Raw genomic sequence first — 15,628 nt, forward strand, 5'->3', positions numbered from 1 at the left:
GTTTTAAAAGTTTATTTAAAATAATAAAAATGGTGATTATTATAGCCTAAAAACTCTGATAAAACCATGATAAAATGGGGTATAATGGGGCAAATTTCTGGGACAGTCCTATGCAAAAGATTATTTCACTAAAACAAGAATTACTGGACATTGTTGATAGTATCACGCCAATCATGTTCTTTTGGTTAAATGCGGCGGTGTGGTCGCTACTGCTGATTTGTGGATATTTGCTATTGGGTTTTTGGCAGATATTCATCATAATCATCATGGTGGTGTTGATTTTATCTTCGGTATATCATTACAGAAATCCGCCCATTAGAAATAATCAATTTATCTTTACCACGCCCATTTTTGCTTTGGCGTATGGTTTTGTCATTAATTCAGGCATATTATTCCAAGATGACTTTATCACGGATAAATCACAATTATCCAGCGTTATTGCCACCGTACCTGCCGAATATGAATATGTCCGAATAGGTGGTGGTAAATACTCTCGCACGCATCATTATTTTGTCATTGGCGATGTTAAATTACACTGCTCTGATGATAATTATGATGAATGTGAAAAAGCGTATGCCTATAAAGACCAAACAGCAACGGTATTATATGCTGATGGACTGTTATATGATATGGAAGTGGATGGAAAAAAGATATATGAATTTAATGAACAACTTGCCAAATTCCAACATGACAGACAAAAGAAAATCTATGAATTTATCACATCATTGGTATTATTTGGTATTCCATCTTTGGTGTTTTTCTTTTTAAATAAACGGGTCATTCGAGATATTGAAATCATCGAAGATTATAAAAAAGAAAAAACCAAAAAACCTTTAAATATTAAATTTAAAAATGACAATAATACCGACAAATCAGCAGATGAAAAAAGGCAACACAATTTGGGTCATAATAGATTTAATAAAAAGAATGCTGATTATAAACAGCGATTACATGATAAATTGTCTGCTCAAAGATTAAAACAACAGCAAATCAAGGCACGCATTGGTGGGGGTGGTATTGCTTGGTCGATGTTATGTATTTTATTAGCGGTGGTAACATTTTTATTGGCTTTTGTGATGCTTGTTATGGACTCTTATGTGGGGATGGTTGCCTATCTATTATTGGTGGTGGGTTTTGCTTATTTAACAAAGTTACCTAGCAGGCATGCCAAAGCAGAAGTGGACGATTATTATGAGATGAGTGAATATGAAGAATTGGCGGATTTGGAAGAATATGATTTAACAGGTATTTATCATTATATTAGTGTGATTGGCTGGTTTGGGCTGTATATATTTTCTCCGATTGCGTTATTTTTATTGGTTTTTGTTTTTGAATATATCAAGAGCGGTGATATTAATGTGGCGATTGTGGTGGGGGTTTTTGTGTTATTAGTGGTGGGTATACTTTATGTGATTATCAAAAGGGCAAAAAATATGAGAGATTGGGCGCTCGAATAAATTAAAATAAATTAATTTAGAATAAAATAAGGGCGGTTATGAACCGACCCCCAAATCTTAGACACAAGATTAAAGGTTAGGTTGATAAAGCTAAGTGGTTTGACCAAGGACTAAGTTTCTGTACTTCACAGGACTTAGTCCTTTTAGTTTGGTCTTTATTCTACACCCCTCAAACCACAAAATCACCACACACCCCAACCTCTGTCTGAATGAATGATGGGTTTATCGTCTTTGTTTACCAAGCTTAACTTATTTAAGGCATCATCAAGCATCTCTTTGACCAACCCATAGTCTGGTCGTTCATTGAGAGCATAACTGACAATTTCTCCATTAAACAAGTCTATGATGGGCGATAGGTAGAGTTTTTTCCCTATCACTTCGCCAGTTTGTGCCTTATCTTGCACCTTAAACTCTGTCACATCAGTTGCCCACTTTTGATTAGGTCTTGTGGCTTTAAAGTCTCTTTGTAGGACATTGTCTTTTATCTTGTCTTGGTGTTCGCCTTGATAAGATGAGTAAGCTTTGTATTTTCGTTGTCTGATTTTGGATTTTAAACCAAGCTCTCGCATGAGTCGTTGTGCTTTTTTATGGTTGATGACAATGCCCTGACCAGCAAGTGTTTGATTAAGCTCTGCACAAATCCTACGATACCCATACCTGCCTTTGTGGGTGTGGTAAATGTGCTTGATTTGTTCTTTTAGGGATAGGTCTTTGTCTTGCTGTTTGTTTTGTTTTAGGTGGTAATAAAACACACTTCTTGGCAGGTTTGAAACTGCCAGTAGGTTGTTAAGTTTGTGTTTATGCCTTAATTCTTGAACAATCAGGACTTGTTCTTTTGTTGTGCTTCTTGTTCCTTTTGACGAATTAAGGCATCTAGCTTTTTTAGGTAGTCGTTTTCTGCTCTAAGATAGGCAAGTTCAGCAAGTAAGTCATCAACGCTTTTTTCATTGTCTGGTTTGGCTTGCTAACTTGGTTTGCTTGTTGTTTTGTTTGTTTGACATTGCTTTTCTGCCTTTGGGTTTGGGGGTGAGTCCCATTATACCAAAGCTTTGATAAGACTTTAACCAGTTTGACAGTAAAGCAGGTTGTGGTAGATTAAGCTCTATGGCAAGCTGAGTTAGGGATTTGCCATTTTGAATTTGTTTGATTGCGTTAAGTTTAAAGTCTGTGTCATAGACAGCTTTGGTACTTCGTCTTTGAATACCATCAATACCGTGTGTTTGATAGAGTTTGACCCACTGTTCAACAATGCTTCTGTGGATAGGTTAAACTGTTTAGCGGTTTGTTTGTAACTGTGTCCGTTTAGATAATATGCTATTACAGACAGTTTAAAGTCGGTGGTGTATTTTGCCATAGAAAGCACCCCAAAGGTTAGTGTGTGGGTGGCGAGCTTTGGGGTGCAGTTCATGATTATATCGCCCTTGTTTTTAAATTGCCTTTATTTCTTAAATGAATTTATACAAATTTTAAATGTCCACCTTTTTTGGGTGGCTCATCATCGCCGTCATCGTCAGTGTCATCTATGTCATCAGGGTTGTCAGGTGGGGGGGTGTAGCCGTCATATTCGCTAGGGTCAAAGAAAAAGCCCTCATTTGGGTCTTCTTTGGCATAAATGCCCTCTACTGCTTGCATGGGTATCCAAATGTCTTTTGAGACACCGCCAAATCGCCCTTGAAAAGACAAAGCATCATTGTCTATCATAAGATTATTGGTGGCTTGATAAGAGATGGCAAGTACCAATTTGCCCTCTCGGGCGTATTCACTAGGAGCGAGCAGTTGGGGGTGAGTGGCATCTACCAACAAATAAGGGGTAAAACTGTTGTCACTAAGCCATTCGTGCATGGCACGGACAAAGTAGGGTCGTTTTGGGGTAAGCATGATTGTCTCCTTGTGGTTGGTTAAAGTGAGTGCAATGATTAAAAATCATCATCGTCAATAGGGGTAACGAGCGTTTTTTGAAAACTCTCTCTTGCCGACAGTCGTGTCTGATACGCCAGTAGTGGTTTGCACAGCTTATCAGGCAGGTTAATGCCGAGTGTTGGTAGGCGGTGCAAAAGTGGTAATAATAACACATCACACAGCCCAAACTCATCTTGCATGAAATAATTATGACGAATGAACAAAGGGGAGAGCGTGATGAGCGAATCGGTCAAGGTCTTTTTGGCATAAGTCGCCTCTGATGGGTCAAAGCTGTCAGGATGGGTCATTAAAATCCGTCCAAGCGAAAGCCAGTCTTGTCGCAGTCGCCAGGCCAACTGGCGTACTTTTGCTCGCTCTTTGGGGGTAGGTGGTAATAATTTGTTAGCACCATGTCTTTCTTCTAGGTATTCAAAAATCACCATCAATTCATACAATGCCAAATCTCGCCCTACAAGTACAGGTAGGGTGTTATAGGGGTTTAGTTCAGCAAGGTATTCAGGACGGTCATCAGGCAAGTAGGAGAATTGGTGGTTTATGCCTTTTTCTTCTAACAAAAACCGCACCACATGGCTGTCATAGCCATCATCGCCATAGAGTAGAAATTGGGTGGGTAGAAGATGAGAAAAATCTGCCATGATGTGAATGGTTCTGTTTTTGGGTATTTAGTGTAACAAAAATTTTGGTAAAAGTGTGTAAATTTTATCAATGAAAAAGACCGATGATGTATCGGTCTTTTTGGTTGGGGCAGTTTACTTGACATCTTTCCAAAATTCTTTGTTAAGCAGATATACCGGAATGAGCAAGACAAGCAAAAACAGTAGCACAAACGCACCATATATTTTACGTTCATGACGTACAGGCTCTGCCATCCATGCCATGAAGTTTACCAAATCGCCCACACGAGCTTCATACTCTTCTTTACCAAGCTCTTTTTGCATATTGTGTAATACATGGGGCATGGCAGCGTTGGCAAGTACTAAGTTATTAGAACCCCAAGGACGGCTTGGGTCTTCATAAAATGATAACAGATAGGTATACACCCAATCATCACCACGTAGGCGAGTCTCTAACGACAAATCAGGTGGTGCTGCACCAAACCATAAAGCCTGAGTATCAAGGTCAATCTTAGCGGTTACATGGTCACCGATTTGGTCGGTGGTTACCATGAGGTATTTTTCCATGAGTTCTGGCGGTATTTCTAGATCTTGGGCAATGCGTGAATGACGCACGTATTGGGCCGAGTGACAGCCCACGCAGTAGTTCATGAACGTTTGGGCACCACGTTGTAGTGAGCCTTTGTTGGTTAGGTCAATGGGAGCTTTACTACATTCTAGGGTAACTTTACTGCCATCAGCTTCGGTAAATTCACCACAGCCATGACCACCTGCCGCTAGGGCAGATGATGACATTAGCATACCACTGACCAGCAGAAGACCAGCACCAAGCGATTTTAGGGTAAATGCTTTCATCAGTGATCTCCTCCTGTAACACGTTCGGGGGGTTGCTTGCACGTCTCCATGGATGTATAAAATGGCATCAAAATGAAGTACAAGAAGTATAAAATGGTACAAATACGAGCAACAAGCGTACCTGTTGGTGTAGAAGATACCCCACCAAGATAACCTAAGATTAGAAAGCTCACCACAAAGATGGCCAATGCAATCTTAGACAAAATACCTTTGTAGCGGATGGATTTTACAGGTGAGCGGTCAAGCCATGGCATGACAAACAAGATGGCAATCGCACCAAACATCACAATCACCCCAGGCAGTGCAGAACCAAACATGGATGGTGTGGCACGAAGCATGGCATAAAATGGCATGTAGTACCAAACAGGAGCAATGTGAGCAGGTGTTTTTAAAGCATTTGCAACTTCAAAGTTAGGTTTTTCAAGGAAGTAGCCACCACCCTCTGGGGCAAAGAAGACCACAGCAAAGAAACATATAAAGAACACGACGATACCGACCATGTCATGCACGGTGTAGTAAGGATGAAAAGGCACGCCATCTAATGGTACGCCATTTTTATCTTTGAGTTTCTTAATCTCAATACCGTCTGGGTTATTAGAACCGACGTGGTGTAGGGCAACTAAGTGCATGAATACCAAGCCAACAAGCACCAAAGGAATCGCCACAACATGTAGTGCAAAGAAACGGTTTAGGGTAATGCCTGAAATGATGTAGTCGCCTTTAACCCATTCAGCCAAACCATCGCCGATAAAAGGAATGGCGGCAGGTAGATTTAGAATGACCTGAGCGCCCCAAAACGACATATTACCCCAAGGCAGCAGATAGCCAAAGAAACCCTCTGCCATCAGACACAGATAAATCGCCATGCCAATAATCCACACCAACTCACGAGGCTTTTTATAAGAGCCATACATAAGACCACGAAACATGTGCAGATAAACGACCACAAAGAAAGCGGATGCTCCTGTGGAGTGCATGTAGCGAATAAGCCAGCCACCTTTGACATCACGCATGATATATTCAAGCGATGCAAATGCTCCTTCGGCACTGGGGTTGAACATCATGGTTAGCCAAATACCTGTCACTAATTGATTGACAAGTACAACCATGGACAGCACACCAAAGAAATACCAAAAGTTAAAGTTCTTTGGTGCATAATATTTGGACATATGGTATTCATAAGTTTCTGTCGCAGGAAAGCGAGCATCAACCCAGCCCATAAATTTCTTAGCGATACTCATATTATGCCTCCCCAACGGTCAAGATGGTGTCTTCAATCTTGTAGATAGGTACAGGTAGGTTTAAGGGTGCAGGCATGCTGCTATAAACACGACCTGCTAAGTCGTACATAGAGCCATGGCAGGGGCAAAAGAAACCACCCATCCAATCAGCACCGCCCAAGTCTGCTGCACCAACCTCGGGTCTAAATATCGGTGCACAACCCAAATGCGTACAGACACCCTCAACAACCAGTATCTCAGGTTGTATGGAGCGTGTCTCGTTTTTGCAGTTTTCAGGTTGTACAGATCCGTTAGACTCAGGGTCAGCAAGCCTAGGAGTTACCTTACTTAGGTTGGCAAGCATATCTTCGGTACGTTTGACCACAAAGATGGGTTTGCCACGGTATTTTAACGTAATCATCTGCCCATTTTCGATACCAGCGATGTCAGCGACGACAGCGGCACCTGCAGCTTCTGCTTTGGCACTTGGATACCAAGAACGCACAAATGGGGTGGCTATTGCACCAACACCAACCGCACCGATGGCGGCAGTGGATGCAATCAAAACTCTACGGCGTTTAACATTCACGCCTTCGGCATGGCTCATTAAAACTTCCTCCAGAAAATGATGGGGATTATCCCATACTGGGTGTGTGGTTATAACAACGTTTTATCATAACCACATTTGCTGTGCCTATTTTTCTAAACATGACTATTTTAAGCTATTTTTGTAATAAAATAAATCGTTCTTTTACAAAGTTGCGAAAAAATCCTTAAAAAATGTCATGAATTTACAAAAAAATTTAAAATTGTATAAAAATTAGACAAAATTTACCAAATTATTCAGTTTTGTATAAATTCTTGTCATTTTTGATGAATATAGAGGGTTGTTATTATACGATAATAATATTTATTATTAATTGTGAATTTATTTGGTAATTCAAAATCCATGTTGATTTAAATTATTCTAATCAAAAAAACACATACAAAAAAACTCCCGAAGTCCGAGAGTTTTTGAAAACGCAAAAATTAACGCTTTGAAAATTGTGGGCGTTTACGTGCTTTGCGTAGACCCAGTTTTTTACGTTCAACTTCACGAGCATCACGAGTGACAAAACCAGCGGCTTTTAGAGCAGGTTTTAGTGTCTCATCTGACTCAATCAATGCACGAGTAATGCCATGACGGATGGCACCTGCTTGACCACTTGCACCACCACCGGTAACTGTGATATATAGGTCATATTTGTCAGCAGATTCTAGAAGTTCTAGGGGCTGACGTACAACCATACGAGAAGTCTCACGACCAAAGTATTCGTCTAGACTTTTGCCATTGATGACGATATTACCAGTGCCTTTTGACAAGAAGACACGAGCGGTAGAAGTCTTACGACGACCTGTTCCGTAATTCTTTTCCATGTGTATCTCCTTAGATGTCTAGTGTTTTTGGTGCTTGGGCAGCATGTGGGTGCTGAGTACCTGCATACAGTTTTAGCTTTTTAATCATCGCATAACCCAAAGGCCCTTTTGGTAGCATGCCTTTGACAGCTTTATGAAGCACATCTTCTGGCTTGTGAGCAAGAAGTTTTGTGAAGTTGGTCTCTTTGATGCCGCCAGGATAACCTGTGTGGCGGTAGTATTTTTTGTCCTGAGCTTTTTTGCCAGTAACAGCAATTTTGTCAGCATTGATGACGATGATGTAATCACCTGTATCAACGTGGGGGGTGTACGATGGCTTGTGTTTGCCACGCAGACGAGAAGCAATCTCAGAAGCTAAGCGACCCAGTGTTTTGCCTTCTGCGTCCACGACATACCAGTCATGTACAACCTCAGCGGGTTTGGCGCTAATAGTAGTAGTCATATAAAACCTATTTAGTTGCGTTTGAGAGTTGAGCAAATAAAATGCCAAAGGCTTACTTGCTTTGTGAGTTGGGAAACGAAGGGCTCTCAAAAAAACAGCGGTCATTATAACCAATCAAAGACAAAAAAGCAATGAAAATTTGATGTTAATTTATAAAATAAATGATGGTAGACACACCATGATATAAAGGGGTTAAAACTGCAAATATGGTTGGAAAAATGACAGGATAGGGCTTTAAAATTTTATCAAATTTTCATAAAATTTTTCATAAAATGATGATAAGATAGATGGTGATTTTACTACTTTTTGTTATTAAAAAACTTATTAAGGAAAACCCATGACCTTGCCACACGCACCACGCTTACCAAAGACCAATGACGCCACACACCAAGATGCGACCGTCAGCATAGAAAACCAAGCCATGCAAAGTGTGCTCGGTCAGACCCCTGCACCGACGGATTTACACCATATTAAAAAGATTGTGGATGAATGGGGTAATTTTAGTCCTGACTGTTTTATCAATCGTGATTTATCCACGTTACGTTTTCAGCTTAGGGTGCTCGCTCAGGCGACCAATCCACACCACCCATTATTAGAACGTATGTTTTTTTTGACCATTTTTTCATCTAATATGGACGAATTTTTTGAGATTCGGGTGGCAGGACTTATCCAAAAAATGAAAAATGGTGACAAATCCAGCAGTCTTGATGGGAGAAAACCGTCTGAGTTGTTGGCAGAGATTAGTCAGGTAGCACATCGTGCCGTAGAAGAGCAGTATCGTATTTTAAATGAAGACATCTTGCCAGAACTTGCCAAGGCAGACATTCGTTACCTGAAACGTCATGAGTTGACTGATGCTCAAAAGGCGTGGATGCGTGAGTACTTTTTTAATCAAGTACTGCCCGTTTTGACACCAATCAGCATTGACCCTGCCCACCCATTTCCTAGGGTGGTCAATAAATCTTTGAATTTTATCGTAAGTTTGGAGGGTAAAGATGCTTTTGGGCGTGATTTATCGCTTGCCATCGTTCCTGCTCCACGTTCACTACCTCGTGTGATACGTCTGCCTGATGAACTAACAGGAGGTAAAGACCATCATATTATGCTCTCAGCGGTGATTCATGAGCATGTCGGTGAGCTGTTTTTGGGGATGAGAGTAACAGGTTGTCATCAGTTTAGGCTGACCCGTAACGCTGACCTTGACTTGTCCGATGACGTTGAAGACCTTGCCAAGGCCTTAGAGGGTGAGCTTGATAATCGCCGTTTTGGGCATAAGGTACGTTTGGAGGTGAGTACCAACTGCCCCAAAGAGTTGTATGAGTTATTACTAAAAGAGTTTGAGTTAAATGAGTCTCAACTGTACCGTGTCAATGGCCCTGTAAATCTTATACGTATGCTAACAAGTTTTGATAAACCTAGTTTAAAATTTGCTCCATTTACACACGCCACTGCCCAACCATTTAAAGGCATGGAGATGGTTAAGGTTGCCAAAGACGACAGGTCTATGTTTTGTGTGATGAATAACAAAGATGTGCTGGTGCATCATCCTTTTGAGGCGTTCACACCTGTTATTAATCTGTTGTGGCAAGCGGCAAACGACCCTGATGTACTTGCCATTAAACAGACAATTTATCGCTCTGGTACGAACTCAGAGATTGTCCAAGCCTTAGCAGCCGCCGCCCGTAATGGTAAGGAGGTGATTGCTGTCATTGAACTACGTGCCAGATTTGATGAAGCCAGTAATATCGCTGTTGCCAATATGCTAACCGACGCTGGGGCGATTGTGGTGTATGGCGTGGTTGGTTATAAAACACATGCCAAACTTATGCTCATCGTACGTAGAGAAAATGGTAAAATTCGCCGTTACGCCCATCTGGGTACAGGTAATTATCACGCTGGCAACGCCAAAGCCTATACTGATTATGGACTGTTTACCGCTCACCAAGAGATTTGTGCAGATGTGGCGGGGGTGTTTGGACAACTGACAGGCATGGGCAGACCACTGCCATCTCATCATATCATGCACGCTCCTTTTACCTTACATGATGGACTGGTACGCCTCATCGATGATGAGATTGGTCATGTCAAAAACGGCAAAAAAGGACGCATCATCCTAAAATGCAATGCCATCACCGAGCGTGGCATTATTAATAAACTCTATGAAGCAAGCCGTGCTGGTGTAGAGATTGATTTGATTGTTCGCTCCATTTGCTGTCTGCGTCCACAGGTTAAGGATTTGTCGGAGAACATCCATGTGCGTTCTATCGTGGGGCGGTTTTTGGAACATACTCGTGTTTATTATTTTTATAATGACGGTGATGAGAAGCTCTATTGTTCTAGTGCTGATTTGATGGACAGAAATCTATTACACCGTGTGGAGGTGGCATTTCCGATTTTGGATAAAAAGCTCTTTGGGCGTATTTATGAAGATGGCTTGATAAATTACCTTAATGATAACGTGCAGGCGTGGGAGTTGGACGGTCGTGGTGAGTGGAATCAGGTTCATCATGACAAAGATGGCACGGACATTCACGACGCCCAGCAGTATTTGTTAGAAAAAATCTGTGAGCGTGCCTGATGGATTGTTATTGTGGCTCGGGTAACCCTTATGCAGTGTGCTGTCAGCCTTATCATGACGGCACGCCTACTCCCACCGCCGAGCATCTTATGCGGTCAAGGTTTGGCTCTTTTTATCTAAAAAACGTGGACTATATCATCGCCACCACCGCCCCAAGTCAGCAAGATAGGCTTGATAAACCTGCCTTGCAAGCATGGGCGGACGGCATGAACTGGACACGCCTTGACGTGATAAGTCATAACAAAATCGGCAAACGCCACGCCCAAGTGCATTTTAAAGCCTATTTTGACAATGGCGATGGCGAACAGGTGCATGATGAATTATCCGCTTTTGTCAAGATAGGCGAGCGGTGGTATTTTCTTGACCCAGCCGTGCCTGTTACCTTAACCAACAAACAGCCGTGCCTGTGTGGCAGTGGCGAGAAGTTTAAGGCGTGTTGTGGGAAGTTTTTATAAATAAGATTTCCTACAAAACCCCAGATTAAAGAAAACCGTTCGTGGTGAGCTTGGGCAACCTAACGGTTTTCCGCCACCCTTCGACAGGCTCAGAGCGAACGGAAAACTAGTTTTACAGGAAGTTTATAACAAAAAGGTGTATAATACACCTTTTTATTCTGTCTGATTTTTATGAAATACATCATCAAATTACACCCTGAAATCATGATGAAAAGCAATAGCGTGCGTAAGCGATTTGTCAAGATTTTGGCAGGGAATTTGCGTAACACGCTAAAACCTCTTGATGAAACGGTGGTCGTGGTTCAACATTGGGATTATATTGAGGTGCGTCATCGTGATACATCGGCACGCCTACACATACTTGACAAAATGCAATGCACCTCAGGGATTCATCATGTCTTAGAAGTTGAAGTGTCGCCTTTTGCCGATTTGCATGACATCTTTGAACAGACCTTGCCCAAAGTCAAAGACAGTCTTGTGGACAAAACTTTTTGCGTGCGAGTCAAAAGACGTGGCAGACACCCATTTACCTCTATGGATGTCGCCAAATATGTCGGCGGCAGGCTCAATCAAGCGATAGCCAGTGCCAAAGTACAGCTTAAAAATCCTGACATTACCATCAAAATTGAGATTGAGCAGGATAACATGTTCTTTATTAAAGCACGTCATGATGGTATGGGTGGGTTTCCCATGAGCACCCAAGAAGATGTGTTATCGCTCATCTCAGGCGGTTTTGATTCGGGTGTGGCAAGCCATGAGTTCATCAGACGTGGCAGTCGTGTGCATTATTTGTTTTTTAATATGGGCGGTCGCACACATGAGATTGGCACCAAACAAATGGCATATCAGCTTTGGCAGCGATACAGTTCATCGCATAAGGTACGTTTTACCACGGTGAATTTTGAGCCTGTGGTGGGTGAGATTTTAACCAAAATTGATGATGGTCAAATGGGCGTGGTCTTAAAGCGGATGATGATGCGTGTGGCAAGTGTGATTGCCCAAAAAAACCGCATTCATGCGATAGTAACAGGCGAAGCTCTGGGGCAAGTGGCAAGCCAAACACTCACCAACCTTGCCATGATAGATAAGGCAAGTGATGTTTTGGTACTGCGTCCACTCATTACCAAAGACAAGGCGGAGATTATTGCTGCTGCTGAAAAAATCGGTACGGCAGAGATTGCCAAGTCCATGCCTGAGTTTTGTGGGGTCATCTCAAAGAGTCCCACGGTTAAGGCGGTAGAGCATAAACTCATCGCCACCGAAAGTGATTTTGATTTTGGTGTATTACAGCATGCCATTGATACTGCCATGACCATAGACATTCGCACCATCGTCGACCAAGCGAGCGACATCCATGCCATTGATACGGCACACGCCATTGGCAAAAACGATGTGGTGATTGACATTCGTGCAACCGATGAGAGCGATGATGACCCACTTGATGTGCCACACATTTGCATTCCTTTTTATAAACTTGCCACAGAATTTGACACATTGGATGAATCAAAAACCTATCTACTGTACTGTAAAAAAGGTGTGATGAGTGGTTTACAAGCGGTGTATTTAAAAGATAAAGGGCATGATAATGTTAAAGTGCTAAGGCGTGTTCATCCCTTATGACAAATGACTTATCTTTTAAAACAGCAAATACCGAGGTTTTGCTGTTTTTTATTTGCCTGTTTTATTCATCAGGCAGATTTATTCATCAGGCAGATTTATTCATCAGGCAGATTTATTCATCAGGCAGATTTATTCATCAGGCAGATTTATTCATAAGGCAGATTTATTCATAAGGCAGATTTATTCATAAGGCAGATTTATTCATAAGGCAGAAAATTACCACAGATGGATGTGAAACATGCTGATTGTATTGATGGATTTGATGAAAAAATTTTTTATAACTCATTGATTTTAAATATAAAAAAATTTAATAAAAAAATGTATAAATTTTATCCAATCAACTGCAATTACCGATTAATCGTGGCATCACAACTCAAATTTTAAAGTTATCCACAGGTTTATCCACAGATTTTGGGGAAAAGTAAAAAGGCGGTGGATATTTTTTAAAAATATGATAAAAATCAAAAGGTTGTTATGGTACTTTGGTGTGTGAGATGATGGTTTTAATGTCAAATGAGAGTCATTCTTGTGGATGTTTCACGGTTAAAATGAGAGTCATTCTTGTCCCATTCTAATCCTTTTGGCAGATGATACCAAAAAGACCTGAGATTCAGGTCTTTTGTTTTACAATTTCTTTTTTAGCTTGCTTTGATACATTCTGTGATGACGGTGTTGTCTTGTGTGGTGATTTTGGCTGTGTTACCATCAATGGTGAGTACCATGCCTTTATCATCGCCAGCGATGCTGTCATCGGTGATGAAGCGTTCTTTGATTTGTGTGTCTTGTTCTAGGTCATAGGTAATGTCATCGGTGGTTAGGTGTGCTTCAATGTCACCATCGTGGTTATGAACGGCGATATAAATGGTTTTATCGCCACATTGGTATTTTTCGCTGTCAGCAGGGTGATGGTGATGATGTCCATCATCATGAGCGTGGTCATGGCTGTGAGCATGTTCGCCGTGCTCGTGAGCGTGTTCTGCGTGGTCATTGTGATCATGTTCATCATGGCTGTGAGTGGTCAGGGCAGGTGCTGCGGCCTCTGCTTGTGGCTCGGCGGGAGCTTCTTCTGCTTTTTGGCAGGCAGATAAACCCAAAGTAATCATCAAAGCGGGTATGAGAATTTTTTTCATAGGTGTACCTTTGTTTGTTAAGATTGGTTTAAAGATTATAAAATGGTATAGTATATCATATTTATGTCATGTTCTAAAAGACCTTATTCTAAAATGGGGTCAATGGTAGAGAAAATCTTGCTTTATCCGCCTTTATCCAAAGATTTGTATCAAGTGGGTGCTTTGGATAAAAGCGACAACCGTTATTTTTGCCAATAAAATAGCGATAAAATCCCCGCTGCAATCAGCGGTCCCACAGGTACGCCCCGTAATACTGCCACACCTGCTACCGTACCGATAAGCAGACCTGCGATGACACTCGGTTCATCTGTCATCAGCTTGACCCCACGCCCACCTAAATACGCCACAAGCATACCAACGGCGATGGCAAGCAGAGATTTGACACTGGCAAATGATTTTAAAATTACTTCGGCACTAATCTTACCACTGGCAATCGGAGCAAGCACGCCAATGGTTAAAATAAAAATCCCTAAACCCAGCCCATGCTTTTCAACCATGGGCATGATTTGGGCGTTTAATGGGCTAACCTTGATGATGATGAGCAAGGCACTTGCCATGATGATGGTGTTATTTTGGCTAAACACACCCAAACCCAATAGGATAAACAGGACAATTAGGCCATCATCAAGGGTGCTAAACAGTTGGGTAAAGTTTGGCATGTTTGGTATCAAAATGTTGTGGTAAATGCTAAGATAGGCATGCTTTAATCACACATTAAATCTAAAATGCATGACATCACCGTCTTGGACGACATAGGTTTTGCCTTCTAGGCGAGATTTGCCTGCCAAGCTTGCACCTTTTTCTCCACCATGTTCAATAAAATCATCATAACCGATGACCTCAGCACGGATAAAGCCACGCTCAAAATCGGTATGAATCACCCCAGCAGCTTCTGGGGCGGTTGCACCAACAGGCACTGTCCACGCACGCACCTCTTTGACCCCTGCGGTAAAGTAGGTTTGTAGGTTTAAAAGCTCATATCCTGCACGAATCACACGGTCAAGCCCCGCCTCACTCATGCCCATGCCCTCCAAAAAATCCGCCTTTTCTTCTTCGTCAAGTTGGGCAATCTCCGCTTCAATTTGGTTGCACAGTGCCACGACAATGGCATTTTCACTTTGGGCAAACTCACGCACCAGATCCAGATGGGGGTTGTTATCAAACCCATCTTCTGCCACGTTGGCGATATACATGACGGGTTTTAGGGTGATGAGTCCATAGGATTTGATGAGTTTTTTCTCATCATTATCAAGATTTGCCATGCGTGCAGGTTTGCCATCTGCCAAAAATGGTTCAATCTTTTGAAATATCGTCAAAAGCGTCTGAGCGGTTTTGTCTGCGCCTTTGGCCTTTTTGGCATTGTTGGCTAGTGCGCGTCCCACCACTTCAAGGTCGGCAAGAGCAAGCTCGGTGTTAATGGTCTCAATGTCAGATAAAGGATTGACTCGTCCGTCCACATGAATGACATTGTCATCATCAAAACAGCGTACCACATGGGCGATGGCATCCGTTTCACGGATATTAGCAAGGAACTGATTGCCCATGCCCTCGCCTTTGCTTGCTCCTGCCACAAGCCCTGCGATGTCCACAAATTCCATGCTGGTCGGTAGCACACGTTCAGGCTTGACGATTTCTGCCAACGCCTTTAAGCGTGGGTCTGGCACAGGCACAATGCCTGTATTTGGGTCTTTGGTGCAAAAAGGGAAATTCTCGGCGGCGATGCCTGCCTTGGTCAGTGCGTTAAATAGGGTGGATTTGCCAACGTTTGGCAAGCCTACGATACCACAGTTAAAGCCCATGAGTTGTCTCGCTGTTAAAGTTTAAACCCTTTATTATAGCAAATTTTTCATGAAAAATTAAGCCAATTTCCCACATCCATCATCGTGCCTATCATTATGCCAATCATGCCAAAACGTTTTTA

At 42.0% G+C, this 15,628-nt stretch carries 18 protein-coding genes and 1 pseudogene; 5 read left to right on the plus strand and 14 right to left on the minus strand.

The window, feature by feature from the left end:
- Positions 1 to 110: 110 nt before the first annotated feature.
- The gene (locus A7456_RS02475) at positions 111 to 1,457 is read left to right on the plus strand and encodes a hypothetical protein (RefSeq protein ID WP_067007216.1); all 1,347 of its coding nucleotides are present in this window, start codon (positions 111 to 113) and stop codon (positions 1,455 to 1,457) included.
- A gap of 90 nt (positions 1,458 to 1,547) precedes the next feature.
- Here the strand turns inward: A7456_RS02475 and A7456_RS12005 are convergent, their stop codons facing one another.
- From A7456_RS12005 to rplM, 11 genes and pseudogenes are all read right to left on the minus strand, one after another.
- Positions 1,548 to 1,646: an IS3 family transposase gene (locus A7456_RS12005; protein ID WP_409455087.1), complete on the minus strand. Its 99-nt coding sequence runs from the start codon at positions 1,644 to 1,646 to the stop codon at positions 1,548 to 1,550.
- Positions 1,640 to 2,329: pseudogene (locus tag A7456_RS02480) on the minus strand (IS3 family transposase); the annotation flags it as partial. The pseudogene A7456_RS02480 and the gene A7456_RS12005, both read right to left, overlap by 7 nt.
- Before the next feature lie 72 nt (positions 2,330 to 2,401).
- Entirely contained in the window at positions 2,402 to 2,668 is a 267-nt protein-coding gene (locus A7456_RS12010; protein WP_409455088.1) for a helix-turn-helix domain-containing protein, read from the minus strand.
- On the minus strand, positions 2,575 to 2,865 hold the full coding sequence (locus A7456_RS11685; protein ID WP_067007219.1) for a helix-turn-helix domain-containing protein: 291 nt from the start codon (positions 2,863 to 2,865) through the stop codon (positions 2,575 to 2,577). Before A7456_RS11685 ends, A7456_RS12010 begins: the two co-directional genes overlap by 94 nt.
- 47 nt (positions 2,866 to 2,912) lie before the next feature.
- Entirely contained in the window at positions 2,913 to 3,335 is a 423-nt protein-coding gene (locus tag A7456_RS02490; protein ID WP_067007222.1) for a ClpXP protease specificity-enhancing factor SspB, read from the minus strand.
- 38 nt (positions 3,336 to 3,373) lie between these two features.
- Positions 3,374 to 4,012, minus strand: coding sequence for a glutathione S-transferase N-terminal domain-containing protein (locus tag A7456_RS02495; protein WP_067007225.1), 639 nt, complete (start codon positions 4,010 to 4,012; stop codon positions 3,374 to 3,376).
- Between the two features lie 114 nt (positions 4,013 to 4,126).
- The gene (locus A7456_RS02500; protein ID WP_067007228.1) at positions 4,127 to 4,846 is read right to left on the minus strand and encodes a cytochrome c1; all 720 of its coding nucleotides are present in this window, start codon (positions 4,844 to 4,846) and stop codon (positions 4,127 to 4,129) included.
- A complete protein-coding gene (locus A7456_RS02505; protein ID WP_172799030.1) occupies positions 4,846 to 6,066 on the minus strand; it encodes a cytochrome b in 1,221 nt (406 codons plus the stop codon). Before A7456_RS02505 ends, A7456_RS02500 begins: the two co-directional genes overlap by 1 nt.
- 22 nt (positions 6,067 to 6,088) lie before the next feature.
- The gene (petA, locus tag A7456_RS02510) at positions 6,089 to 6,673 is read right to left on the minus strand and encodes a ubiquinol-cytochrome c reductase iron-sulfur subunit (protein ID WP_066885870.1); all 585 of its coding nucleotides are present in this window, start codon (positions 6,671 to 6,673) and stop codon (positions 6,089 to 6,091) included.
- A gap of 422 nt (positions 6,674 to 7,095) precedes the next feature.
- Positions 7,096 to 7,482 carry a 30S ribosomal protein S9 gene (gene rpsI, locus A7456_RS02515; RefSeq protein WP_062500901.1) on the minus strand — a complete coding sequence of 129 codons (387 nt, stop codon included), beginning with the start codon at positions 7,480 to 7,482 and terminating at the stop codon, positions 7,096 to 7,098.
- A gap of 10 nt (positions 7,483 to 7,492) precedes the next feature.
- Positions 7,493 to 7,924, minus strand: a complete 432-nt coding sequence (gene rplM / locus A7456_RS02520) for a 50S ribosomal protein L13 (protein ID WP_066885873.1) — start codon at positions 7,922 to 7,924, stop codon at positions 7,493 to 7,495.
- Positions 7,925 to 8,261: 337 nt separating this feature from the next.
- On the opposite strand from rplM, the gene ppk1 reads away from it, so the two are divergent.
- From ppk1 to A7456_RS11325, 4 genes are all read left to right on the plus strand, one after another.
- Complete coding sequence (gene ppk1 / locus A7456_RS02525) at positions 8,262 to 10,502, plus strand: polyphosphate kinase 1 (RefSeq protein WP_082995401.1); 2,241 nt, start codon at positions 8,262 to 8,264, stop codon at positions 10,500 to 10,502.
- Positions 10,502 to 10,957: a YchJ family protein gene (locus tag A7456_RS02530; RefSeq protein ID WP_067007232.1), complete on the plus strand. Its 456-nt coding sequence runs from the start codon at positions 10,502 to 10,504 to the stop codon at positions 10,955 to 10,957. The genes ppk1 and A7456_RS02530 overlap by 1 nt, the downstream gene beginning before the upstream one ends.
- 171 nt (positions 10,958 to 11,128) lie before the next feature.
- Positions 11,129 to 12,577 carry a tRNA uracil 4-sulfurtransferase ThiI gene (thiI, locus tag A7456_RS02535; RefSeq protein ID WP_067007235.1) on the plus strand — a complete coding sequence of 483 codons (1,449 nt, stop codon included), beginning with the start codon at positions 11,129 to 11,131 and terminating at the stop codon, positions 12,575 to 12,577.
- Positions 12,574 to 12,750, plus strand: a complete 177-nt coding sequence (locus tag A7456_RS11325) for a hypothetical protein (RefSeq protein ID WP_158512462.1) — start codon at positions 12,574 to 12,576, stop codon at positions 12,748 to 12,750. Before thiI ends, A7456_RS11325 begins: the two co-directional genes overlap by 4 nt.
- A gap of 465 nt (positions 12,751 to 13,215) precedes the next feature.
- On the opposite strand, the gene A7456_RS02540 is transcribed toward A7456_RS11325, so the two are convergent.
- The 3 genes from A7456_RS02540 to ychF form a co-directional block, all read right to left on the minus strand.
- Complete coding sequence (locus A7456_RS02540) at positions 13,216 to 13,707, minus strand: hypothetical protein (protein ID WP_067007238.1); 492 nt, start codon at positions 13,705 to 13,707, stop codon at positions 13,216 to 13,218.
- Positions 13,708 to 13,889: 182 nt separating this feature from the next.
- A complete protein-coding gene (locus A7456_RS02545; RefSeq protein ID WP_082995412.1) occupies positions 13,890 to 14,348 on the minus strand; it encodes a DUF441 domain-containing protein in 459 nt (152 codons plus the stop codon).
- 66 nt (positions 14,349 to 14,414) lie between these two features.
- Positions 14,415 to 15,506, minus strand: a complete 1,092-nt coding sequence (gene ychF, locus A7456_RS02550; protein ID WP_067007244.1) for a redox-regulated ATPase YchF — start codon at positions 15,504 to 15,506, stop codon at positions 14,415 to 14,417.
- Positions 15,507 to 15,628: the final 122 nt, after the last annotated feature.

The organism is Moraxella nonliquefaciens (assembly GCF_001679005.1).
Classification (GTDB): domain Bacteria; phylum Pseudomonadota; class Gammaproteobacteria; order Pseudomonadales; family Moraxellaceae; genus Moraxella; species Moraxella nonliquefaciens.